This window comes from Cystobacter fuscus DSM 2262 (genome assembly GCF_000335475.2).
Taxonomy (GTDB): Bacteria; Myxococcota; Myxococcia; order Myxococcales; family Myxococcaceae; genus Cystobacter; species Cystobacter fuscus.
In genome coordinates this window covers 107,130-130,452 of record NZ_ANAH02000064.1, presented here as the reverse complement: position 1 = coordinate 130,452, position 23,323 = coordinate 107,130, and the positions used below count along the sequence as shown (strand labels likewise).

The window sequence follows — 23,323 nt, the reverse complement described above, 5'->3', positions numbered from 1 at the left end:
GGTTTGTTTTTGAGCGCCTCCCAAGAGCGACAACCCCGCGAAAGAGAAGCGCACCGTAACCCGTTGACGGCCAACTCACTGGCCCTTGAAGACGTGCTCCCGGTGGAATTTCAGGTAGCTGGCGTGGGGCCACCACTCCTGCCGCCGGGGCAGCCGCAAGGGACGATGGGGTTGGAGCAACCCGCCCATGCCCTCGGGCAGTCCGCCGCGGGCCACCAGGAGCCGGTGGTCGTCATCTACGGAGATGAGCCCTCGATCGAAGAGCCAGTGCACGGTGCCGGTCAGGGCAAGGCCGTTGCGCACCGAGTCCGGTCCGTGCCGGGCCACCGGCTGGATGTGCGCGGCCTGCACCTCGGGACGTCCCCCGCCATTGATGAGCCTCAGCCCCGACACGGCGCAGGTGTTGTCATAGGCCTCGCGCACGTGGCGACGGAAGGCCTCGTCCCGGAAGGGCCGCGACACCACCTGGGTGACGATCGGCCGCTCCGCGTAGGTGATGGCGGGCTCCGCGACCCCGGAGACGAGCCGCTCCCATGGCTCGAGTTCCCGCGTGAAGCCCGCGCGCAGGATGGCCTCGAACTCGGCCTCGTCGAGGTTGCGGACCGCGCGGCCAAAGGCGCCCTTGTTGGTGCTGCCGTCCGGCTTGCGCAAGGCGCTCTCGTAGTACAGGTCTCCTTCCCGAAAGGGCACCGGGCGATCGAACTCGAGGTAGTCCTCGACGTAGGCGTAGGAGTGGTCGGGTGTGGCCTCGTCCCGCTCCACGCGCTGGAGCCGGGCCACGGCGAAGTAGGCCTGACGGCCCGTGGTGCTCCGGGGCCCCTGCGTGCGGCGAGGCTCGTAGTAGAGGATCAGATCGCCCAGGGCGGCCTCGGCCTGGCGCAGGTAGGTCTTCGGAAAGTGGTAACGGACCTCGGGCTGGTCGTCGTACGCGGAACTCTCCGAGGTCGTGAAGATCGCCTTCGCCATGGGCCTGTCACCGGGATGCGTCCGTGCGCCAGGTTAGCGCCACGACCTGGCGGGATGCACACCGGGGGGCCTCGGGAACGGACCTGGTGGGTCTCCCCCACGCTCGGGACGAATCCGCCTCCACATGGATTCCCTTGCCCCTTGGCTAACGGCCATTATATTCAACCTACTTGATAGCTAACTAAGTTAATCAACCTTGAGGATGCCATGGCGAGAGGTCGTCTCCCCCCGGATCCGCCCGAGGCTGCGCTGGAGCAGTTGCGACTCGCGGGAGGTGAAATCGGCGATCGCCTGCGGCTCGTCGCGGTCCTCACGCGGAGGATCGAGCAGCGCATGGGCGAGCACCTGGGCGTCAACCTGACGGATCTCTCCGCCATGGAGCACCTGATCTCCAATGGGCCGTTGACCCCCAGCGATCTGGCCTCGCGCCTGGAGGTGTCGACCGCGGCCAGCACGCACATCGTCGATCGGCTGGAGCGGGCCGGACACGTCTCGCGCGAACGCGACGCCGAGGACCGCCGCAAGGTGCTCGTCGTCCCGGCCGAGGCGTCCGTCGCCCGGGTCATCCAGCAATTGACGCCGATGCTCCAGAGCCTGGACGCGGTCGTGGCCGGACTGAGCGAGGCCGACCGCGCCGTGGTCGAGCGGTTCCTCGGCCAGGTCATCGACGCCTATGTCGCCGCGCTCGAGCACCCCTCCGGCACCTGAGCGCCCGCCGTACGCCCTCCCCCTCGCGGCACGAAAAGGAATCACCCCATGGCTGAACGAAATGTCCTCATCTGCGGAGCCAGCATCGCGGGTCCGGCTCTCGCGTTCTGGTTGAAACGCCACGGCATGCGCCCGGTCATCGTCGAGCGGGCTCCGGAGCTGCGCACCGGGGGGCAGTCGGTGGACGTGCGCGGCGCGGGGCAGGAGGTCGTGCGCCGGATGAACCTCGAGCAGGCGATCCGCGCCCGGACGACCCATGAGACAGGCCTCGCCTTCGTGGACTCGGAGGGGCGGGTGAAGGCGCGCATCAGCTCCGAGGCGCTGGACGGCAAGGGACCGACAGCCGAGCTGGAGATCCTGCGCGGCGAGTTCGCCCGGGTCCTCTACGACGCCACCCGGGAGGACACCGAGTACCTGTTCGGCGATCGGGTGGCCTCCCTCACCGACACCGGCGACCGGGTCCGGGTGGGCTTCCTCCACGGCCCCGAGCGCGAGTTCGATCTCGTCATCGCCGCGGATGGAATCGGCTCGAAGACGCGGCAGCTCGTGTTCGGGGACGAGGCGAGGATCCGCTCGCTGGGCCTCTACATCGCCTACTTCACGATTCCCCGGGAGCCGTCGGATGACGACTGGGCGCGCTGGTACAACGCCCCGGGCAGCCGCAGCCTGACCCTGCGACCGGACAACGTCGGCACGACCCGGGCCCTGCTGACGTTCCTCAGTCCGCCCCGCGGCTATGAGCGGCTCGGACAGGACGAGCAGAAGGACGTGCTCCGGCGGGTGTTCGCCGATGCCGGGTGGCAGGTGCCCCGGGCCCTGGCGGGGCTGGCCGGGACGACGGACTTCTACTTCGAGGCGATCGGCCAGGTGCGCATGCCCCGCTGGTCGCGAGGGCGGGTGGCGCTGGTGGGCGATGCGGCCTATTGCGCCTCGCCCATCAGCGGCATGGGGACGAGCCTGGCGCTGGTGGGCGCCTACGTCCTCGCGGGAGAGCTCTCCCGGCATGCGGACCATGCCGAGGCGTTCGCGGCCTACGAGCGGGTGATGCGCCCCTACGTCGCGCGGGCGCAGGATGTCCCCTCGGTGGCACCGAGGCTCGCCAATCCGAAGACCCGGGCCGGCATCGCCCTCAGCCACACCGTGCTGCGCTTCGCCACCGCGCCCGGGGTGCGCCAGCTGCTCGGCCGGCTCCTGACGCCCCCCGCCGAGACCATCACCCTGCCGGACTACGGCGTGTCCTGATGACACGGGCAGCCGCGGCAAGCCTCCGCGGTGGGTTTGACGGGCACACCCGAATCTCCGTTTGATTCCAGAGCGACGACTCTCCCCCCTCGTCGCCACTGGAGGTGTGTCGTGTCCACCCGTCTTGTCGGTCCGCGTCCACCTGGCGCACGGCCACGCCCCGTGCTGGGCGGCTGGTTTCTTCTCTCGCTCTTCCTTCAGTCCGCCTGCGCTCCGGGTGTCCCCGGGGTCAAGCTCACGACGGGCGACGGCCACGAGTCACGAGGCCTTGAGTCGGCCATCGTGTACGACGTGGACGTCATGGAGCCTGGCGCCGTTTCCACCCGGCCCGTGCCCATCCACAAGGCGGAGTTCCAACAGGCCTTTCAACGGCTCGCCCGCGACGTTCCGTTGCGGCATGGCAGTGCACGACAGGCCGCCCGTGAATTGCTCGACCTCATGCCGCAACCGCCACCCGAGGTTGAAAGGGTAGCGAGCACGGGGGATTGGGTCCTGGAAACCTACCGCGGCCAGGGCTACACGCTCGTGCCAGAACAGCAGAACGGCCCGGTGTGCCTCACTCCCGAGGCGGATGAAGCCTTGAAGGAGAAGTACCTCCGCTGGTGTGAGCACCAGGGCGGAGGCGACTGCCTGGGCCTCCTGGACGACGGGCCCGTGCTGCGCACCGACGACCGGCGCGTGCTGGCCCTGGCCCTCGCCTTGGGCTCCGTGCTCAACGAGACGCGCGAGGCACTGGTCCATGAGTTGCTGAACGTCCAGGCAATCGTGTCCATGGTCGTCTGGACCGTGGCTCTCTATTGCATGATGTGGGTAGTGCCCGAGCCAACGAGCAAGGCCTTGGCTGCCGGCATGACCCTCCTCCTGATGGGCTACGTGGGCCTCGAGACGATGTACGGGCTGATGAATGGATGGGCCCGCATGGCCGACACGGCGCACCACGCCACCACCTTCGAGGAACTGCGCGCGGCGGGGAAGGAATTCGGGAAGGTGCTGGGCGAGGACGCGGCGAGGGCCATGATTCTCGCGGTGGCCACGCTTAGCGGTCACACGCTGGGGCAGGTTGCCGCGCGGGTGACGTCGCTACCGGGCTACAGGATCGCGAGAGCGCAGTTCGATGCGCAGGGCGGCGCCGCTGTCATGGGGCGTATGGAGGCCGTGGAGGTGGCACTCGCGCGGGAAGGAGCCCTCGCCCGGGCCGTGGTGGCGGTGGACGTGGTGGCCACCTCTCCGCAAGGCCCCATGGCCCTGGTGATGCTCAAGAAAGGGCCGGGCGGCGCAGTGGGTAAGGCCCCTGGGGGCCGCGCCTTCGCAACCGTCCTACGTCACCGGGGTGGCAACCAGCAAGTGGAACTCAGCGACGGCCAGCGCTGGCACCTGCCACGCGGCAAATCGGTGGCGGACCTTCCCACCAAGGACAAGGTGGGGGACATGCTCCAGGAGGCGGTCACCAAGGCCGCGAAGGCGTGGGGGCCCGACAAACTCAGTCGCAACGAGAGAGCGGCCATCGAAGAAGCCCAGAAAGCGGGAGAGTACTGGCTGGCACGGCTATTGGAACGCGAGGCCCGGGGGCGCTACGTGGAGAATCAGGTGAGACTCCAATTCGAGCGTCTCTATGATTTCAGCCGGAACAAGGGCGTGGACGTGATTGACCCAAATGGCTACCGATACGAGATTCTCTCTGGCACGGATTCGAATCTGGCCCGGCATGGCAGACGCATGGCGGGCGAGTTCTTCCGAATGCTCACCTTCTGAGAGGGCGGCGGATGCTCTACAACAAGGTCTTCTTCGAGAGCCGAACAATCGAAAAAGAGCGACTGGAACTGACAGACAAGGGTTCACTCTACTTCTTTGGTTCCGACGTGACCTTCAGGAACTGCACTCTCGTGCTGAAGGTCTCCGGAAGGAACCTGCTCATTCACGGAGGCGCGCGGTTCATCGACTGTGCCTTCGAGGTGAAACAGGAGTTGAAGAACCACCAGGAATGGGTGAAGGCCTCCCTCAAGGGTTGCCAATTCAAGGGGCGTCTGTCCGGGTGCGACTTCGGCCACTGGCCCGGTTACAGCCCAGGTTGGGAGCACGGCTCCATCGAGGACTGCGACTTCACCGAGGCCCAACTGGACGGCTGTCGATTCATGGGTTGCGATCCTCGCACCCTGCGCTTTCCCAAGTGGCCCTGCTTCACCATCCTGGACCCTGTTGGCAGAAGCAATGAACTCAACAGCGTCCCGTGGCCGGGCCGAGTGGGCCCCATTATCATTGAGACGCTGCGCAAGGAGCCTCCCCTCACGGCAGCCTTGACCGAACACGCCCTCTCCATCGCGAAGCGATACGAGACCACCCCGGAAGAACTAAGGGCCGTCATCGAGAAGTTCGACTGCATCGTCTACTGACCGGATGGCCTTTGGAACGGAGCCGGCGGGTCTCCCTCACTCCCGGAACGAAGCACTGGGCGGGGAGCTACTCCGTGGAGGGGAAGTTCACCTGCCGGAGGGTGACGATTCGGGCCCTCCCCTCTTCCCAGAGTTCGAGCCCGCAGGGGCAACGCAGTCGCGCGGGAGCCCGTTGGACACCGACCACGACCACGCCCTCCCCCCCCGGGGCGATAGGCCCCTGCTGCCACACCAACAGCTCGAGCTTCCTTCCCGAGCCATCCGACAGCACCGCGCCCGCCGCGCGCCAGGGAGTGGATGCCTGGTTCAGGAGGTGAACCCGGACCGCCACACTCTCCGCCTGGCGGTGACTCCTGGCCTTCGTGGAGTGAAGAGTGCTTCCGGGGACTCGGATGAGGGAGCGTGAAAGCGCCTTCCATTGACGGTCTTGTTCACGCTCGAGCCATGCGATCCCCATGAGTCCACCTGGAGACTCACGCTCCGCCAGGAGGCGCGCCTTGTCTTGCTGGCATTGGCGCACTTCGGCCCTCGCTTCATTGACCTCCCGCCATGACCCGTCCGGTGGTCGCTCATGGCGGAATACTTCCACCCTTCGTGCGCCCTGTGATGGATGACCCACCAGCCAGAACTCCGCCCGGGCTGGCTCCGCGTTCCCCGCGAAGAGCACCTTGAGTTTGACGCGCTCACCCGCCAGGAGATCCGCGCGAGGAAGCACCATGACACTCCGGCCTTCCCTCCCCTGGGCCCAATCGGCCAATCGTTCTTCTGGTTCAACCTTCACGGCACCCCATGCCAGGGGGGAGTCGAAAACCAGGGTGGTCGGCTGAGCCGGGCTGACACACACTTGGTGCACGGCTCGGGTAGAGGCCTCCCCCAGGTCTACCCGAGAGGACGCGGCGCAGTCGGCAACCCCCTCCGGTGCGGCGGCTCGCACGCGCCCCGAGAGCAAGACCAGCGCCAGGAGGACGCCGCGGGTCATCACTCTTCCCCGAAGTTCTTCGTCGTCCCCACGGTGAAGCGCTGCCAGAGCCGCACATGGCCCGGTGGCGTACTTCCGTCCGCCGGGCAGAGGCCAATTCCCGGACGCTCACAATAATCGGCTGGCCCGTAGAGCAAGGCTTGAACGCAGATCGGGTAGCGCCGCCCCTCTTGCGTCTGGGCATGATCGAAGCGGCCGAAGATTCGGAATTCTCCAAACCTGTTCTCCCCAAACTTGAAGGTCCCGGTGAAGACAGTGCCTCGCGGCATCCGCGCCCAACGTTCGCCCAACATCACGGTCACGGGGCCCTCCTTCACCTCGGCGGTCATCCCCATCTCCCCATCCGTCCCCACTTGCACGACCTCGATGTCCATGCGGCGCAGTCCAAACAGCTCATGGGTTTCCTTCCAGCCAGCGGGGCACTCGATGACGGGCGGGGGCGAGGGGCGCACCTGGGGCGCCGTCGCGCCCGTGCAGCCTTCGAGCACCGCACCGGCCAGGGCGCCCAGGGCGACCGTCTTCCAGCAGGAACGCCCCACCTCACCGCGGGGAGGAGTGGACTGCCGGGACGGGGTCTGATTCACATCGGCGGAATGGGACATGGGTGTCTGGGATGACGCGGGGGGTTGTGCCCTGTCAGGCGCCGCGTCCGGTTGAGCTTGGGATGGCTCCCCCGCCCGCGCCATTTCATGGACAAACATGGCCTGTTCCGTTTCCCTACCCTGGGTGGACGTGACAGGTGGGGAGCTCGCTCGATGCCAGAGCGCCACGGCGCAGACCGCGAGCACGAGTCCCAGCAGCATCCACCCCCACGTCCATGGAGGCGTCTTCTTCCCGCCCGGCACGCGCTGCTCCCCAGCCGGAGCCACCCCGGGCCCGGAACGCTCCTCCCACGTCCCCTGCCCCCGCCGGCGCCTGGGCGCCCTCCCCGGAAACCCGCTCTCGTCCCCCTCCAGGTCCGAGCCGCCCTCCCCTTCCAGCCGCGGCGGCTCGGGGTCGAGCAATGGCTGGTCCCAGCTCACCTCCCCTTCGGAGCCCGCGAGCAGCTCCTCCAACGCCACGAGGAGCGCCTCGTGGGTTTGAAACCGCGCCCGGGGCTCCTTCTCCAACATGCGCAGACACAGCCGGCCGACCGCCTCGGGAACCCGGGGGTTGAGCACGTGGGGCGCCAGGGGCGTCTCCAGGCGGATGCGGTCATTCAACCCCGGCGTGTTCCGGGAGCCGAAGGGCAGCGTGTCCGTGAGCAGCCAGTACAGCAGCACCCCCGCCGCCCACAGCTCGTCGGACAGGCCATACGTGTACGTCAGCGCCCGGGACTCGCCCCGGACGAAGCGCACGGCCTCGGGGCTGCGGTACTCCGGCGTTCCCGGCGGCAGCATGCCCGGCACCGTCCGCATCGGGTCTCCCCGCACGGCGCTGAAGCCGAAGTCGATCAACACCGGCTCGCCGTCATGCTCCCGGATGAGGATGTTGGACGCCTTGATGTCCCGGTGCAGCACCCCGAGCTCGAAGATGTCCTCGAGCGCCATCACCGCCTTGTGGAAGACGGTCAGCACGGCGCGGACCGAGGGATTGAGGCGCCGCGCCCAGTCCTCCAGCGACGGGCCGGGGACGAACTCCATGACGATGCACGGGTAGCCCACCTCCGCGTCCGGCCACCGGTCGAACGACTTGAAGCGCACCACGTTGTCCAGGGACAGCCGCAGCATGGCCGCGAGCTCGCGCCGGGACCAACCGCCCTCCTCCAGGGTGTCGAGCACCTTGATGGCGTAGAAGCGCCCGCCCCGCTCCGCCTTGTAGACGTGGCCCGAGCCTCCCCGGCCCAGCTTCTCGATGATGCGATAGGCGCCCACCATGGCGCCGGGTTGGGGCAGGCAGATGACCAGGACGTAGACCTCCGAAGTCACCGACTCTAGCAGAACCCAACCGCGCCAGTGGGACCGGCGGAGACGACGGCTGCTGTCCTCTCCCCGTCTCCGCTAGGAGACGCGTGCCGAGCGCCGCAGCCACACGCAGCCGAGCGCCAGCAGGGCGGGATACCACAGCGCGCGCTTGGGCATGTCCGTCGTGGGAATCATCCGGTACGCGTGCAGCAGGGACCAGGGGTGGGTCCAGGCCTCGGCCCGGAGGCAGCGCCAGTACAGCGCGGAGGTTTCCGGCGAGTCCGGCCCGGGGCACATCCCCTGGTCGACGAACAGCGCGTTGAGCAGCTCGTTGGATCGGTAGATGCTCACCAGGTGGGGCATGGCGGCCACCATCAGGACGAGCGCCAGCAGGGCCGCCCTCATCGGCGTGACCACGAGGGGGCGGAGCAGGGACTCGGCCGTCCCGGCATACGCGTACAGCAGCACGAGCAGGGCCGCGGGCAGCCAGGGAATCACCAGGCGCGAGCCCCAGGCCCACCAGCCGAAGGGGGCCCACCAGCGCGACAGCAGGACGCACAGCAGGCCCACCAGCGCGACCACGCCCACCAGGGGAAGCGCCGAGACCGCCGCTGCTTCACCGCGCCACACCCGCCGCGTCACCGCGATCGCGAGCGCGGCCAGCAGCACCGCCAGGAAGGGCCAGAAGAAGAGGAGCCCCGCGTTGGGTGCCACCCACAACGCGACCAGCTGCTCCAGTTGAACCAGCACGGAGGGACCCCACCCCGCTTCCTCCAGGTAGCGCGCGTTGTAGGGAGTGCCGAAGCGGAAGAGATTGAACGCGGCCGACAACGCCCCGCTGAGCACCACGGCGGCGGCGCTGCCCACCAGACGTCCGCGCTCGGCGCGCAGCAGCTCGCGCCACGGCTGGCCCGGCACCTGGTGCACCGCCACGCACGTGGCCCCCAACAGGGCGATGAAGGGGAACGCCGTCTCCTTGGTGAGCCCGAGGACGAACGCCAGCGTGGCCACGAGTCCCGGACTCCGGCGGCTCACCCAGGCCGCGGCGAAGGCCGCCGCCGCGAAGGTGGCCCCCATCTCCCCGAACGAGCGCGTGGCGTAGTGGAAGAGCAGTCCACTGGCCAGCACGAGCACCGCCGCCACCGCCACCGGGCGCGAGCGCGCGCTCAAGGTGCGCCACGTCATGGCGAGCAGCGCGAAGAAGGAGACGAGGCTCAGGTAGCAGAGCACCTGCCCCGCCGCCTCCGTCGAGCCCCCGGCCAGACGCGTCAGGAGCGCGGGCACGTATTGCAACAGGGGCCATTTGCCGGCCTCGGTGCAACCCGCCCAGCGCCCCGCGGCCAGGCACTCGCGCACCCCGTCGGCGCACCGGAGCAGATCCTCCGTGTCTCCGTCGAGGAAGAGCTGCCTCGCCATGATCCGCGCCAGGGACGCCACGCCGACGAGCCCCAGCACCCATCCGGCCCAGGCCCTCGGCGTCAGCAGGAGGGACAGGGCCGTGGAGCGTGACGCGGAGGAAGGGGGGGGCGGAGTGGACATGAGGGCGCGCTCCCCCGTGCTCATACCGCCTCGCGCGAGCGGATTGAAGAAGTGCTTCAGGGCCGCAGCAACCAGGCCACGGCCAGACCCAGGTAGGTTCCCACCGCGTAGCCCATGAGTCCCGTGGTGAGCCCGGACACCACGAGCTCGCGGTTGCGCAGCGCGCGCGCCACCGGACCGATGAAGGGCGGCCCGAAGATGGTGGCCGTGGAGGTGATGAGCGCGGTGTCCGCGTCGATGCGGAAGAGCGCCGCGAGCGCGAAGTGCAGCCCCACGGACACCCCCACCACCGCCGCGCAGAAGGCGAAGACGAACAGGCTCGCCTCCCCCAGGCGGCTGGCGTCCGCGAGCGTGCCCACCGCCACGCAGAAGACGAGCAGCGCGTAGTCCCCCAGCGCGTAGCTGGGCAGGTGGCGCACCGCCGGGAGGAAGGACGCGGCCAGGCTCAACGAGGTCAGCACCAGCAACACCAGCGGCGGCTCCAAGCCCCCCATCACCACCTGGGACGCCCCCACCGACAGGCCCACGAGCGCCGCCGCCAGCAGCAGGGCCAGCACCATGCCCCCCACCTGTCGCCGCGGGCAGAGCTCCGCCCGCCCCTGCTCCGGCGCGTCGTCCCAGCCCGTGGCCCTGGGAAAAGGCGGCAGGAACTTCAGGGCGAGCCGCTGCGCCACCGTCACGAGGAAGAGCAGGTACACGGCCCCCACGACGATGTCCGCGGTGTTCAAGAGGATGAGCGTCTCCTCGCGCACCCGGAGCGCCAGCCCGATGGCGTTCATGTTGGCGGTGCCCCCCGTGTAGACGCCCACCAGCATGCCGGACATCTTCCACCACTCGTCCGAGCGCTCCCGGACCAGGAGGCCCACGAGCGCCGAGCCCGCCATGGCCGACGCACACGCCAGGACGAACGACAGCAACGTGGAGCGCGCCAGCCGCCACCACCGGCGCACGTCCGTGGAGAACAGCAGCAGGGGGATGGCGAGCGGCACGGCGGCCTCGCTCACCGACAGGCTCAGCCGCTCCGACAGCACCACGCCCGGCACGTTGCCCAGCAGGATGCCAAAGGCGTAGCAGACGACCACCGGCCCCACCCACGCCACCTGTTTGACGTGGCGCGCGGCGAGCAGGGCCAGTGCCGGAAAGCCCACCAGGGCCAGGACTTGAAGAGGTCCGATCATTCCGCCGAGTACAGCCCGTCCATGAACTGCAGGAGGAAGCCCTCGGCCTGGGCGCGGTCGGGAATGGAGCCCAGCATGCCGTACATGGCGGCGCTGCCATCCGGTGCGGGCGCGCCGGAGGCGAGCAGCGCGGCACACGCGCGCAAGTCCGCGAGGAAGGGCTGTACCACCGCCGCATGGGCGGGCGTCACCATCAGGTGCAGCGCGGGCGGCGACATCTGCCGGTCCAGCTTCCAGCCCCGCGCCTCCATGGCATCCCCCAGGGCGTAGACATCCAGCGAGTCCGAGGAGAACGCGAAGATGCTCAGCGAGGGATCCCCCAGCAGCTTCAACCCGGGCACCGCGGCGATGCCCTCGCGCAGGGCCCGGGAGGTGTCGAGCACCTGGCGCGACAGCCGCAGGTAGCCCTCCTCGCCGAGGTACTTGAGCACGGCCCAGGCCGCGGCGATGGCGCCTCCGGGGCGCGTGCCCGCCATGGAGGGCGAGGCGTAGAGGCCGCCGCTCCACCCGGCGAAGGTGAAGAACTGGTACCGGCGCAGCTCGGGCGTGCGGTAGAGGACGACGGACGCGCCCTTGGCCGCGTAGCCGTACTTGTGCAGGTCCGCCGAGATGCTGGTGACCCCGGGCACCGCGAAGTCGAACTCGGGGATGGCATGGCCGAGCCGTCGCGCGAAGGGCAGCAGGAAGCCGCCCAGGCACGCATCCACGTGGAAGAGCACGCCTTTCTCCTGGGCCAAGGCGGCCAGCTCGGAGATGGGATCCACCACCCCGTGCGGATAGGAGGGCGCCGAGCCGACGACGAGCACCGTGCGCGGACCAATGGCGGCGCGCATGGCCTCCACGTCGGCGCGCAGATCCGCCCCGACGGGGATGTTCAACGCCTTGACCCCGAAGTAGTGCGCCGCCTTCTGGAAGGCGGGGTGCACCGAGGCGGGCAACACCATCTCCGGCTCGGTGATGCCACGCTCGGCCCGGGCGAAGTCACGCGCCGTCTTGATGGCCATGAGGATGGACTCGGTGCCACCGGACGTCATGGTGCCGGCGGCCGTGTCTCCGTGAAACAGCTCCGCCGCGATCGTCAGCACCTCGGCCTCGAAGCGCCTCAGGCTGGGGAAGGCCAGGGGGCTCAGGCCATTTTCGGACATGAACTCGGTATAGGCCTCGGCGGCCACCCGGCGGAGCTCCTCGCCCGCGTTGTAGACGAGGCTCCACGTGCGGCCCTCCTGCCAGCGGGCATCGTCGGTGCGCATCGCGCGCATCCGCGCGAGCACGTCCTGGTGGCTCATTCCCTGGGAAGCCAGATGGGCACTCTTCGACATCACTGCTCCGAAAGTGGGAGGTGTTGAAAATCCCACTATAGGTGAATTTCCGTAACCACTGCGCGGGGGGGGGCGAGCCTCTGTCGCGCCTCTTCGGCGCGAGGGGCCTTGACGCGAGGCGGCGAAGCGATGCAGCGCCTCCGCGCCCCGCCACTCCGCATTGTTCGTGGATCCTGAAAGGTGAAGACAATCTCCCTCGTCTTCTCCGGGCCACCGCGTCCCTCTATCCATATGCGGCCCGGGTGATCGAACCGGGCCCACACGGCGATGACCCGCTCCCGGGGACGCACATGAAGACACCTGAGACACCCGACACGCCGGACGCCAGCGCCGAGCCAAAGGCAGACCTTCCTCTCTCCCGACGCGAGTTCACCGTGGGCACCCTCGCCGTGGCGGTCTCGGCCGGCGGAGTGTCGGCGCTCGGAACGGCCTGTACGGCTCCCGACAGGCCGGTGAACAACCCGAGGACGACCACCCGGCTCCTCGTCAATGGAACGACGACCGAGCTCGAGCTCGATCCGCGCTCGTCCCTGCTGGATGTCCTGCGCGAGCAACTCCAACTGACTGGTGCCAAGAAGGGCTGTGACCATGGCCAGTGTGGGGCCTGCACCGTCCACCTCGGGGGCCGCCGTGTCGCGTCCTGCCTCACCGTCGCCGTCCAGGCCGATGAGCAGGAGCTCACGACGATCGAGGGGCTGTCACCGAAGGACGGGCCGCTGCACCCCATGCAGCAGGCCTTCATCGATCACGATGCCCTGCAGTGCGGCTATTGCACACCCGGGCAGATCATGGCGGCGGTGGCCTGTGTTCGCGAGGGCCACGCCACGTCCCCGGAGCAGATCCGCGAGTACATGAGCGGCAACCTGTGCCGCTGCGGTGCGTACGCGGGAATCCTCGCCGCCATCCAGCAAGCCGCCCCGAAGATGGGAGGGACCTGAGCCATGCAACGCTTCACGTACGTGCGGCCCTCGACTCCCGCGGAAGCCATCCGGGCCATGGCCGACGGCGGACCCGGCACCCGGTTCCTGGCCGGCGGCACCACGCTCTTCGATCTCATGAAGCTGGGCGCGGAGGCCCCCCGCACCCTCATCGACGTGTCCCGCTTGGACATGCTCGCGCGCGTCGATACCTCCGGGTCGCATGAGCTGGTCTTCGGGGCGCTGGCCCGGATGAGTGACGTCGCCGCCGATCTCCGGCTGCGCGAGGACTATCCCGCGCTGTCGGAGTCCCTGGCCAAGGCCGCCTCGCAGCAGTTGCGCAACATGGCCCGGGTCGGTCCGAATCTGTTGCAGCGCACCCGCTGTGCCTATTTCCGCGGCGGAGAGGTGTTTCCCTGCAACAAGCGCGCTCCCGGCAGCGGCTGCGCGGCACGCGAGGGCCTGGATCGGGGCCACGCGATCCTCGGCGCGAGCGACGCTTGCAGCGCGGTGTATCCAGGGGACTGGGCCATCGCCCTGCTGGCCTTCGATGCGGTGGTGGACACGCTGAGCCCGCGAGGCGAGCGCTCCATCCCGCTGCGCGAGCTGCATCGGGAGCCGGGCTCCACGCCCGACATCGAAACGGTGCTCGCCCCCGACGAATTGCTCGTCCGTATTCGTGTGCCGACGTCCCGGGCGGGCCGTGGGTCGACCTATCACAAGATCCGTGACCGGGAGTCCTATGCGTTCGCGCTCACGTCGGCGGCCGTCGCCGTCCGGCTCGAGGGCGGCGTGGTCACCGAGGCGCGGGTCGCCCTGGGCGGCGTGGCGACCCGGCCCTGGCGGTCGCCGGAGGCCGAGAACGTGCTGCTCGGCCAACTCCTGACCGAGGACGTCGCACGACGCGCGGGCCAGGCCGCGTTCGCGGCCGCGAAACCAGGCCGTCAGAACGCATTCAAGGTCGAGCTGGGGGCGCGCACGGTCACGGACGCGTTGTTGATCGCACGAAGAAGGGCGGAACCGTCATGAATGCTCGAGGCAGTCATCCAGACATTCCCCGCGTCGATGCGCGCGACAAGGTTCGCGGCGCGACACGGTACGCCGCCGACCATGTCGGTCCCGGGCTCGCCCACGCGTGGCTCGCGGTGGCCACCATTGGCCGTGGCCGCCTCACGAGCCTCGACACGGAAGCGGCCCTCGCCGTGCCTGGCGTGCGCCGGGTGCTGACCCACCTCGACACGGCGGGCATGCGGTCCGCCGGGTTCTTGATGAGCGGCGGGTACAGCGTCCAGAGCCTGCAACCCCTGCTGGACACGGCGATCGCCCATCGCGGGCAACCCATCGCCCTGGTGGTGGCCGACACGCTCGAGGCGGCACGCGAGGGCGCGGCGCTCGTTCGCGCCACGTACGAACAGGAATCCATCAGCGTGACGCTGGACGCGCCCGGTGCGGAAATCCTCCCCCAGGCGGACTCGCCCCTGCCCAAGCCCGCCTACGCGGACAAGGTCGTGGGCGATGCGGACGGAGCACTGGCGTCGGCCGCGGTACGCGTGGACGCGACCTTCCGGGGTCCACCCCAGCACCAGAACCCCATGGAGCTATTGACCACCGTGGCGGAGTGGTCCGACGGAACCCTCACGGTCTGTGAGCCGACGCAGAACGCCGAGGCGGTCCGGCACGGGCTGGCCAGGGTGTTCGGCTTGTCACCGGACAAGATCAAGGTGTTCTCCCCCACGGTGGGCGGAGGCTTCGGTCAGAAGAACGCGATGCAGGCGCATACGCCGCTGGTCGCCCTGGCCGCGCGCGAGCTCGGCCGGCCGGTCAAGCTGGTGCTCACCCGAGGGCAGATCTACAACATCGCCAGCTTCCGCCCCGCCAGCCGCCATACGGTGCGGCTGGGCGCGGAGGTGTCGGGCCACATGGTGGCCGCCGTGTACGAGGCCGACCACCAGACCTCGCGCCATGACCTCTTCCCCCTGTCCTACGCGGAGGTGACCTCGCGCCTGTACGGCATCGCGAACTTCCGTGGCTACGAACGCCTGATCCGCAACGACATCCAGACACCGGGCTACGCGCGAGCCCCCTTCGAGCACATCGCCGCGTGTGCCTTCGAAACCGCCGTCGACGAGCTGGCGTACAAGCTCGGGATGGACCCGGTTGCGCTCCGCATCGCCAACGACACGTCGGTGGATGCATTGACCGGCCGGCCGTTGTCGTCCCGGCATGTCGCGGAGTGCCTGAAGAGGGGCGCCGCGCGGTTCGGCTGGGAGAAGCGGACCCCCACTCCGGGCTCGATGAGTCTGGCCGATGGCACCCTCGTCGGATGGGGCGTCGCCATCGGGGCCTACAAGGCGGCGACCGCGCCGGCCATCGCGCGGCTGCGCGTGACCGATGCGGGCGGAATCCACGTGAGCGTCGGTGGACACGAAATGGGCCAGGGCATCCGCACGGCCATCGCGGCCACCGTCGCGGCGGAGCTCGGCGTCCCGCCCGAGACGGTGACCGTTTCCGTCGGGAATACCGGGAGCCTGCCCCAGCACCTCACCGCGGGCTCCTGGGGCACCGCCACGGCGCTACCGGCCGTGCACCAGGCGGCCGTGAACCTGATGAAGGAACTGCGACAGCTCGAGGGGAACGGACCCGCTGGCCGCACGCCCCAGCAGATCCTGCGAGAGGCCGGCAAGCCGTTCCTCGAGGTCGAGGCACGGCACCGCGCGCCCGGCCAGCCCGAGGCGATCTTCGACCGTGTGTCCCAGGGACTCCCCTCGGCCGTCGGCCCGGTCTATCCCGACTACGTCTCCTTCAGTTACTGCGCCCACTTCGTCGAGGTGCGGATCGAGCCGCGCACCCGGCGGATCCGCGTGCCGCGTGTCGTGAGCGTGCTGGACTGTGGCCGGGTCATCAGCCCCCGCACGGCGCGCAGCCAGGTCTTCGGCGGCGTCATCTGGGGCCTCGGCGCGGCGCTGCGCGAGGAGAGCGAGGTGGATCCCCGCTACGGGGGCTTCCTCAACGCCGACCTCGCGGAGTACGCGATTCCCGTCCACGCGGACATTGGCTCACTCGAAGCGGAGTTCATCGACGAGCCGGATCCGCTCATCAACGAGCTGGGCGTCAAGGGGCTGGGCGAGGTGGTGATGGTCGGGGTAGCCCCCGCGATCGTCAACGCCATCCACCACGCCACCGGGCGCCGCATCCGTCACCTGCCCATCCGTATCGAGGACGTGCTGTAAGTGTCATTGCCCCCGGCGCCCATGAGTCCTACTCTCTCCAGGCTTTCCCTGCCTTCCTGGAGAACACCATGAATCGTCTCCCCGCCCTCCTCATGGCAACGGGCCTCGCGCTCGGAGCGATGAGCTCCGCCCGGGCCGCCGAGCCGCCCCCCGAGTTCGGTACGGATTGGGACGACCCGCGCACCGCCGCCCCCGCGGTGGAGAAGCCAGCGACGACGTCGTGCACGGTGAAGATCGTCGACGAGAAGTTCGACGACTTCACCCCCTACACCAGCACCTTCACTCCGCCCGCGGACTGCCCCGGGCCCTGGAACAAGGTGGTGCTGCGCATGGAAGGCAAGGTCCAGGGCGTCCAGTACGATCGGCTCGGTCACCTGGAGGTGGGTGGGGTCACGATCTTCAAGACGTCCACGCCCGAGCCCTCCCGGGACGGCATCACCTGGTCGGTGGAGAAGGACGTCACCGCCTACGCCCCGCTGCTCTCCCGGCCCCAGCCCATCTGGATGCTGATTGGCAACGTGGTCAACGAGACCTACACCGGCGTGCTGGACGTGCAGGTGTACCTGACCTTCTACCAGGCGAAGGGCCGCTACAAGCCGGCCGACACCGCGAGCGACGTGCTGCCCCTGGCCAACCCGCGCCGTGAGGGCAGCGCGCTGGTGGGAGAGGTGACGGTGCCCGCCAACACCGAGCGGCTCGTCGCCGAGGTGTACGCGACCGGCTCGGGCGGAGGCTGCGAGGAGTTCTGGTACTTCACCGTGCCCACGGTGGTGCCCTACTCCTGCCCCGCCGACTCGGGCCCGTACCGCGAGGTGCGGATCGAGGTGGATGGCAAGGTGGCCGGTATCGCCATGCCCTTCCCGCATGTCTACACGGGCGGCTGGTCCAACCCCTTCCTGTGGTACGTGCTGCCGGCGCCGCGCGCCTTCGACATCCGCCCCATCCGCTATGACCTGACCCCGTTCGTCGGAGGGCTGACCGACGGCCAGCCGCACCAGCTCGCGGTGCGGGTGCTGGGTGTTCCCGAAGGCCGCCCGGGCTGGGACCTGCCGACCCACGTGTTCGTCTGGCGCGACGCGCGGAGCAAGCGCGTCACTGGCGAGCTGACCGAGCATCGGCTCGGTGCGCAGACCAACGACTCGACGCACGCGCTGGTGGACGGCTGGAACCAACTGGACACACGGGGCGGCCACCGCCTGCGCGTCTCCGGTTTCCTGTGGACCTCGCACGGCCCGGTGGTGACGACCGTCGAGCAGTCGGTGTCCAACGAGAGCATGCACCGCTGGCTGGGAGAGCAGGAGAACCCGGATGCACTCACCGCGACCTGGAGCGACTCCAGCACCGTCACGGTCTTCGACCGCGGCCTCATCCCGACCGTGAGCCGGTCCGACAAGCGCTTCACGCTCGATGGGCGCATCAGCGTGTCGCCGGAGAACCGGCTCACCACGACCATCTCCCTGCACGACGAGGAGGACGCGCGCACCACCCGGTGGCCGCTCACGCTGGAGCACCGGGCGCTGAGTGACCTCTATACCGGCGAGGCCGCCTACAACTATGGAGTACCGCGTGCGCAGCGCAACGCGGTGGGCACCTCCACCCAGCGCTACCGGCTGACCGGGGAGCGCGGCGCCTGCTACGACCGCTCCATCTCCACGCGCAACGGCACGGTCACCGAGGACGTCCAGCACTGCGATTGACGGACGCGGGGCAGAAAGGAGGACCCACGCCCGGCGGGACGTGGGTCCCCGAGCGGAGAACACTGGACGGGCACTTGACGCGAAGGGCGAGGTGAATGGACCGTTTCGACGCGATGCGTGTCTTCACGCGCATTGTCGAGTTGGGCAGCTTCACGAAGGCGGCGACGGACCTGGGGTTGCCGCGCGCGACCGTCACGCTCGCGGTGCAGCAACTGGAGTCGAGGCTCGGCGCCCGGCTGCTGCACCGCACGACGCGCGAGGTGAGCGCGACCCCCGAGGGACAGCTCTACTACCGGCGCTGTACGCGCGTCCTCGCGGAGGTGGAGGACGCGGAGGCGGAGCTGGCGCAGGGCGCGGGCAAGCTCCGGGGCAAGGTGCGGATCCACATGGTCGCGGGCATGGCGGCGCACGTCGTCATCCCGGCGCTGCCCGATTTCCACGAGCGCTATCCGCGAATCGACGTGGAGGTTGGCACCGGGGACCGCGCCGTCGACCTCGTGCGGGAGGGCGTGGACTGCGCATTGCGCGCCGGCGTCGTGGATACGCCGCACCTGGTCGTACGGCGGCTGACGCCGATGCCGCAAGCCACCTTCGCGAGCACGATCTACCTCGCACGCAAGGGCGAGCCCCGCTCGCTCGAGGCCCTGGAGCGGCACTGGGCCGTCAACTACGTGGAGGCCACCACCGGCAAGCCCTATCCGCTGGACTTCGTCGTGCGCGGCGAACTGAAGCAGGTGACGATGAACGGCGTCCTGACGGTGATGGACTCGGAGGCATACGTCTCCGGGTGCCTGGCGCACTTCGGGCTCATCCAGGTGCCAGCCTATCGCCTCGCGGCCCACATGGCGGACGGACGGTTGCGTGAGGTGCTCCCGAATGCACGCCCCCCTCCCCTGCCGCTCGCGCTGGTGCACCCCTACCAGCGCAAGGTGCCGCCGCGCGTGCGGCTCTTCATGGATTGGATCGCCGCCCTCTGCGCGAAGCAGTTCGGCACGAGCGCGGAGGAGGCGCCCACCGGGGACTGACGTGGATTGTTGACGAAACGTCACGTGGCGCGTGCGCCAGATGGGCCACCGTCCCCGGCTTTCGCCTCAGGGCGCGAGGGACACGACATGCGTGGATGGAAGGTTCCAGTCAGTGGTGCGTTGGCGATGTGCTTCCTGGTGGCCGCGGGGTGCGGCTCCGAGCGATTCGACGAGAGCGGCGCGGAGACGGAGTTCTCCTCCCTCTCCCAGGGGCTGACGAGCACGTCGTTCCAGGACGGGGTGTCGCCGTCCTCGAGCTACGCGGGGACCCGCGATGCGATGATCGAGGAGGAAGACACCAACGCCAACCATGGCTCGGCCACCAGCCTCTCGGCGAGCGGAGACACGCCCGCCGGCAGCGGCAACGAGAACTACATCCTGCTGCGCTGGGATGTCTCCAGCATCCCGGCGAATGCCATCATCCGCTCGGCCTCCATCGTCGTGACGGTGTCCGACAAGGCGGACCAGAGCTACGACTTCTACGAACTGACGCGCGATTGGAACGAGAGCCAGGTCACCTGGCAGCAGGCGGACTCCAGCCAGGACTGGGCGTCGAATGGCGCGGATGGAGCAGGCGACCGGAACACGGCCTCGCTGGGCTCCATCCGGGCCTCCGCCACGGGGACGTACACCGTGACGCTGAACGCGCAAGGGCTCGAGGTGGTGCGCGGGTGGGTGGCCAATCCGTCGAGCAACCACGGGGTCATCGTCGCCAACAAGGACAATGACAACCGGCTGGAGATCCGCTCGAGCGAGTACTCGACCAAGACTTCCCGCCCGAAGCTGACGGTGTCCTGGGAGGTGTCCAGCGGGGATGGAGGAACGACTGGAGGGGGCGGCTCCGACGGTGGCACGGACGGGGGGGCACCGGTCGCGGGGACGTACAAGGGCACCTGCGACGGCTCGGGCGGGGTGTGGCTCGACTCCACCCACTTCCTGAACTTCAACGATGAGTCCCAGACCGCGCGCATCTTCGCCCAGGGCTCGGGAACCACCGCGGTCCAGAGCAAGGAGTTGAGCGGCGCGCTGGGCCTCTCGTCCTCGGACGAGGCCGACTTCGAGGACGCCGCGCGCGTGGGCAACCGCATCTACGTGACCACCTCCCATGCTCGCAACAAGAACGGAGAGCTCGAGACGTCGCGCTACAAGTTCTTCGCCCTCGACGTCTCGGGCACGGTGCCCACGGCCTCGCTCCAGGTCGCGGGAACCTCGTCGAACCTGTTGAGGGACATGCTGGTGGCGTCCAACTGGACCGTCCCCAACACCTCGGTCATCACGCTGCTCAAGGAGCGCTCGCGGCTGTCGGAGGCCACGGTGCCGGAGCTCGCGCCGAAGGTGAATGGCACCAACATCGAGGGGCTGGCGGCGCTTCCCTCGGGAGAGCTGGTGCTGGGCTTCCGCAACCCCCGCTCCGGCACGAGCGCGGTGATGGTCACGCTGACCAATCCCGACGCGGTGGTGGCGGGGGCCACGGCCCGGTTCGGGCAGGCGATCCTCGTGAACCTGGGAGGCCAGGGCATCCGGGGCATGGCGTGGTCCGAAGCCCATCAGGCGATGCTGCTGCTCAGCGGGCCCGCTGACGAGAGCAACGGGCCCTTCGCGCTCTGGCGGTGGAGCGGCGTCGCGGGCAGTGCGCCGGTGAAGGTGATGGACCTGAGCGCGCCCTCGGACTCCGCGCCGGAAACGGTGATTCCCACTCCTGGCGGCAAGCATGTGCGCATCCTGTTCGACATGGGCTCGCGCCTGATCGGCGGGACGGCGTGCAAGGACACGTCCTCCTCCACTCAGTCGTTCAGCGATTTGATCGTCCATCTGGACTGAACGAGGACGTCCTCGCGAGCTGGCGAGCTCCCCGGAGAGGGGGCTCGCCTCGGGGGCTGGTCCTGTCACGCCTCCATCACGCCCCTCGAGGGAGAACGCGTGTGCCCTGGCCGGTGGGGCAACGACAACGCGTCTTCACGAAGACAAGGGGTACAACATGATGAAGAAGATTCAATGGAAGGGAACCCTGGGGTTGCTGCTGGCGGCGCAGGTGCTGGCGGTGGGCTGCGGGCCCGCGCAGGAGTTCCACGCACCGTCGGCCCTCGCCAACCAGACCCAGGAGATCCGGATCGCCAACGGGCTGTCCACCAACGGGCTGTCCACCAACGGCTTGTCCACGAACGGGCTGTCCACGAACGGCTTGTCCACGAACGGCCTGTCCACGAATGGGGTGAACACGGCCGATTTCACGACGTGGTTCCAGGGTGACCCGGCGAGGAACGACACCCTGATGCAGTACGTGGTGCGCTGTGGCGTGCGGAGTGGCCAGAGCATCTCCTACACGGACCCGGCCACGGCGCACAGCTACACCTGGCAGGGGCTGCTGGGCCTCACGCCGGGGTGGGCGGGGGGCGCGTCGGTGACGGAGGCGGAGCAGCAGGTGATGACGGCGTGCCTGGTGGCGCACGTGAACAAATACGGGATGAACACTCCACTGTCCGTGCTGGGGCGGAACACGCAAGGGGAGGAGCTCGAGTACAGCCAGGAGGAGCTGGAGACATACTCACGGCCCGAGGGGTGCTTCTTCGGCAATCTCTTCACGAGCGAGGGCTTCTTCGTGGGGTCGGATGGAAGCCTCCTGCAGGACACGGAGAGCTCGCCGCGCGCCTGCGCCCTGATGTCCAGCACCACCGACTCCGCGTGCGCGCCGGTGACATACGTCGGAACGTGCGAGAGCCTGTGCACACGAACGGGCACCCAGCCGTACTACACGAGCTGCACGCTCAACGGACGCGAGTACCTGCCCATCACCACGAGGCTGCGGCCCGAGGAGGTGTACCAGTGCGGGGACGGGGTGTGCCAGTGGACCGAGCAGTGCGGCGGTGGGACGACGCGTGACAGCTGCGCGGCGGACTGCGGCATCTGTTCCTGAGTCCGCCCTACTTCATGCGCGGCACCGGCGCTCCCTGGCGACGTTTCATGCGCTCCCTGTCATGCTACGCCGCCAGCGAGCGCGACTTCTCCCACCGCGCCCAGGGAGCCCCATGCAACACGCCACCCAGCAGCAGCCCTCCACGTTCGACTTCCTCAGCCTCGAGGCCGCCCGGAACCCGCACCCGATGTACCACGAGCTTCGGGCCCAGCAGCCGATCCTCTGGAGCCCCCAGCTCAACGGCTGGGTGCTCACCCGCCACGCCGACATCGCCCAGGTGCTGAAGGATCCCCGCCTGGTGGCCGGGCCGATGACGGGGCAGTTCGAGCGCCTTCCCGAGGAGGTCCGCACGCAGCTCACGCGCCTGCGCGACGCCGTCAACATGTGGATGGGGCACACCACCAACGAGGGCCACCTTCGCTTCCAGGCGCTGCTCAAGCGCTACTTCACCCCGCGCACCGTGGAGAACTTCCGGCCCCGCATCCAGGCCCTCACCGACACGTTGCTCGACACCGCCGCGGCCCGCGGCTCCTTCGACATGGTGAAGGAGCTCGCCATCCCCCTGCCCGCGAACGTCATCGCCGACATGCTCGGCGTGCCGCTCACCGACGAGCACCTGCTCCAGCGCTGGTCTCGCGACCTGGCGGCCATCTTCAGCAACTTCCATCCCGAGCAGCTCTTCCACAGCCAGAAGAGCATCCTGGAGATGATGGACTACATGCGCGAGGTGCTCTCCAAGTACCGCCGCGGCTCGGGCGAGAACATCCTCGAGGTCTTCCTGCGCGCCCAGGACGAGGGACTCGTCTCCGAGGAGGAGATCCTCGCCAACTGCGCGCTGCTCCTGTTCGCCGGCCATGAAACCACCGCGCGGCTCATCAGCCGGGGCCTGGCTCTGCTCTTCGATCACCCGGAGCAGCTCGCGTTGTTGCGCCAGCAGCCCTCGCTCATTCCCCAGGCGGTGGAGGAGATGCTGCGCTACGGCGACGTGGCGGGCATGACCAACCGGCTCACCGTCGCGCCCGTGGAGCTCGGCGGCCAGACGATGCAGCCGTACCAGATGGTGTACGTGATGCTCGCCGCGGCGAACCGGGATCCCGCCCTCTTCCCCGAACCGGACCGTTTCGACATCACCCGCAAGCCGGGCAAGCACGTGGCGTTCGGGTACGGCTCGTTCTACTGCCTGGGCGCGGCACTGGCGCGGCTGGAGGCCCAGGTCTTCTTCGAAACGCTGCTGCGGCGCTTCCCCAACGTGCGGCCCGCGAAGGACGCCTCGCCCGAGTGGAAGCAGGAGGGTCTCCTCAACATGCATCTGGTCACGCTCCCGGTGGAGCTGTAA

Annotated in this window: 18 protein-coding genes; 12 read left to right on the top strand and 6 right to left on the bottom strand. The window is 69.0% G+C overall.

What is annotated here, in order from left to right; translation table 11 throughout:
* Positions 1-75: 75 nt before the first annotated feature.
* Complete coding sequence (locus D187_RS37940) at positions 76-966, bottom strand: HNH endonuclease (RefSeq protein ID WP_002627431.1); 891 nt, start codon at positions 964-966, stop codon at positions 76-78.
* A 207-nt stretch (positions 967-1,173) separates the two neighbouring features.
* Between D187_RS37940 and D187_RS37935 the strand changes: the two genes are divergently transcribed.
* The 4 genes from D187_RS37935 to D187_RS50990 all read left to right on the top strand — a co-directional run bounded on the left by D187_RS37935 (position 1,174) and on the right by D187_RS50990 (position 5,306).
* A complete protein-coding gene (locus tag D187_RS37935; RefSeq protein WP_043433651.1) occupies positions 1,174-1,674 on the top strand; it encodes a MarR family winged helix-turn-helix transcriptional regulator in 501 nt (166 codons plus the stop codon).
* 48 nt (positions 1,675-1,722) lie between these two features.
* Positions 1,723-2,916 (top strand): FAD-dependent monooxygenase, encoded by a 1,194-nt coding sequence (locus D187_RS37930; protein ID WP_002627435.1) that lies wholly within the window; start codon positions 1,723-1,725, stop codon positions 2,914-2,916.
* Positions 2,917-3,027: 111 nt separating this feature from the next.
* Positions 3,028-4,668: a SitA5 family polymorphic toxin gene (gene sitA5, locus D187_RS50995; protein ID WP_076606306.1), complete on the top strand. Its 1,641-nt coding sequence runs from the start codon at positions 3,028-3,030 to the stop codon at positions 4,666-4,668.
* An 11-nt stretch (positions 4,669-4,679) separates the two neighbouring features.
* Positions 4,680-5,306: a pentapeptide repeat-containing protein gene (locus tag D187_RS50990; RefSeq protein ID WP_002627437.1), complete on the top strand. Its 627-nt coding sequence runs from the start codon at positions 4,680-4,682 to the stop codon at positions 5,304-5,306.
* Between the two features lie 67 nt (positions 5,307-5,373).
* Here the strand turns inward: D187_RS50990 and D187_RS59450 are convergent, their stop codons facing one another.
* The 5 genes from D187_RS59450 to D187_RS37895 all read right to left on the bottom strand — a co-directional run bounded on the left by D187_RS59450 (position 5,374) and on the right by D187_RS37895 (position 12,204).
* Positions 5,374-6,285: a DUF2381 family protein gene (locus tag D187_RS59450; RefSeq protein ID WP_043433649.1), complete on the bottom strand. Its 912-nt coding sequence runs from the start codon at positions 6,283-6,285 to the stop codon at positions 5,374-5,376.
* On the bottom strand, positions 6,285-8,192 hold the full coding sequence (locus D187_RS37910; protein WP_002627439.1) for a serine/threonine-protein kinase: 1,908 nt from the start codon (positions 8,190-8,192) through the stop codon (positions 6,285-6,287). Before D187_RS37910 ends, D187_RS59450 begins: the two co-directional genes overlap by 1 nt.
* 72 nt (positions 8,193-8,264) lie before the next feature.
* Positions 8,265-9,707: a hypothetical protein gene (locus D187_RS37905; protein WP_155893883.1), complete on the bottom strand. Its 1,443-nt coding sequence runs from the start codon at positions 9,705-9,707 to the stop codon at positions 8,265-8,267.
* Positions 9,708-9,763: 56 nt separating this feature from the next.
* Entirely contained in the window at positions 9,764-10,885 is a 1,122-nt protein-coding gene (locus D187_RS37900; RefSeq protein ID WP_002627441.1) for a DUF819 family protein, read from the bottom strand.
* A complete protein-coding gene (locus D187_RS37895; protein ID WP_002627442.1) occupies positions 10,882-12,204 on the bottom strand; it encodes a pyridoxal phosphate-dependent decarboxylase family protein in 1,323 nt (440 codons plus the stop codon). Before D187_RS37895 ends, D187_RS37900 begins: the two co-directional genes overlap by 4 nt.
* Before the next feature lie 290 nt (positions 12,205-12,494).
* Between D187_RS37895 and D187_RS37890 the strand changes: the two genes are divergently transcribed.
* The 8 genes from D187_RS37890 (at position 12,495) to D187_RS37855 (ending at position 23,323) form a co-directional block, all read left to right on the top strand.
* A complete protein-coding gene (locus tag D187_RS37890) occupies positions 12,495-13,142 on the top strand; it encodes a (2Fe-2S)-binding protein (protein ID WP_002627443.1) in 648 nt (215 codons plus the stop codon).
* A 3-nt stretch (positions 13,143-13,145) separates the two neighbouring features.
* A complete protein-coding gene (locus D187_RS37885; RefSeq protein WP_002627444.1) occupies positions 13,146-14,150 on the top strand; it encodes an FAD binding domain-containing protein in 1,005 nt (334 codons plus the stop codon).
* A complete protein-coding gene (locus D187_RS37880; RefSeq protein WP_002627445.1) occupies positions 14,147-16,351 on the top strand; it encodes a xanthine dehydrogenase family protein molybdopterin-binding subunit in 2,205 nt (734 codons plus the stop codon). The genes D187_RS37885 and D187_RS37880 overlap by 4 nt, the downstream gene beginning before the upstream one ends.
* A 68-nt stretch (positions 16,352-16,419) precedes the next feature.
* Positions 16,420-18,048: a peptide-N4-asparagine amidase gene (locus tag D187_RS37875; RefSeq protein ID WP_002627446.1), complete on the top strand. Its 1,629-nt coding sequence runs from the start codon at positions 16,420-16,422 to the stop codon at positions 18,046-18,048.
* Between the two features lie 95 nt (positions 18,049-18,143).
* On the top strand, positions 18,144-19,073 hold the full coding sequence (locus D187_RS37870; RefSeq protein ID WP_002627447.1) for a LysR family transcriptional regulator: 930 nt from the start codon (positions 18,144-18,146) through the stop codon (positions 19,071-19,073).
* An 87-nt stretch (positions 19,074-19,160) separates the two neighbouring features.
* The gene (locus tag D187_RS37865; RefSeq protein ID WP_002627448.1) at positions 19,161-20,894 is read left to right on the top strand and encodes a DUF3616 domain-containing protein; all 1,734 of its coding nucleotides are present in this window, start codon (positions 19,161-19,163) and stop codon (positions 20,892-20,894) included.
* A 157-nt stretch (positions 20,895-21,051) separates the two neighbouring features.
* The gene (locus D187_RS37860) at positions 21,052-21,987 is read left to right on the top strand and encodes a hypothetical protein (protein WP_002627449.1); all 936 of its coding nucleotides are present in this window, start codon (positions 21,052-21,054) and stop codon (positions 21,985-21,987) included.
* A 112-nt stretch (positions 21,988-22,099) separates the two neighbouring features.
* A complete protein-coding gene (locus D187_RS37855; protein ID WP_002627450.1) occupies positions 22,100-23,323 on the top strand; it encodes a cytochrome P450 in 1,224 nt (407 codons plus the stop codon).

Coding starts and splice junctions, on each gene's coding strand:
- D187_RS37940 (WP_002627431.1), bottom strand. CDS start 966: ATGGCGAAGGCGATCTTCACGACCTCGGAGAGTTCCGCGTACGACGAC.
- D187_RS37935 (WP_043433651.1), top strand. CDS start 1,174: ATGGCGAGAGGTCGTCTCCCCCCGGATCCGCCCGAGGCTGCGCTGGAG.
- D187_RS37930 (WP_002627435.1), top strand. CDS start 1,723: ATGGCTGAACGAAATGTCCTCATCTGCGGAGCCAGCATCGCGGGTCCG.
- D187_RS50990 (WP_002627437.1), top strand. CDS start 4,680: ATGCTCTACAACAAGGTCTTCTTCGAGAGCCGAACAATCGAAAAAGAG.
- D187_RS59450 (WP_043433649.1), bottom strand. CDS start 6,285: ATGACCCGCGGCGTCCTCCTGGCGCTGGTCTTGCTCTCGGGGCGCGTG.
- D187_RS37905 (WP_155893883.1), bottom strand. CDS start 9,707: ATGTCCACTCCGCCCCCCCCTTCCTCCGCGTCACGCTCCACGGCCCTG.
- D187_RS37900 (WP_002627441.1), bottom strand. CDS start 10,885: ATGATCGGACCTCTTCAAGTCCTGGCCCTGGTGGGCTTTCCGGCACTG.
- D187_RS37895 (WP_002627442.1), bottom strand. CDS start 12,204: ATGTCGAAGAGTGCCCATCTGGCTTCCCAGGGAATGAGCCACCAGGAC.
- D187_RS37890 (WP_002627443.1), top strand. CDS start 12,495: ATGAAGACACCTGAGACACCCGACACGCCGGACGCCAGCGCCGAGCCA.
- D187_RS37885 (WP_002627444.1), top strand. CDS start 13,146: ATGCAACGCTTCACGTACGTGCGGCCCTCGACTCCCGCGGAAGCCATC.
- D187_RS37880 (WP_002627445.1), top strand. CDS start 14,147: ATGAATGCTCGAGGCAGTCATCCAGACATTCCCCGCGTCGATGCGCGC.
- D187_RS37875 (WP_002627446.1), top strand. CDS start 16,420: ATGAATCGTCTCCCCGCCCTCCTCATGGCAACGGGCCTCGCGCTCGGA.
- D187_RS37870 (WP_002627447.1), top strand. CDS start 18,144: ATGGACCGTTTCGACGCGATGCGTGTCTTCACGCGCATTGTCGAGTTG.
- D187_RS37865 (WP_002627448.1), top strand. CDS start 19,161: ATGCGTGGATGGAAGGTTCCAGTCAGTGGTGCGTTGGCGATGTGCTTC.
- D187_RS37860 (WP_002627449.1), top strand. CDS start 21,052: ATGATGAAGAAGATTCAATGGAAGGGAACCCTGGGGTTGCTGCTGGCG.
- D187_RS37855 (WP_002627450.1), top strand. CDS start 22,100: ATGCAACACGCCACCCAGCAGCAGCCCTCCACGTTCGACTTCCTCAGC.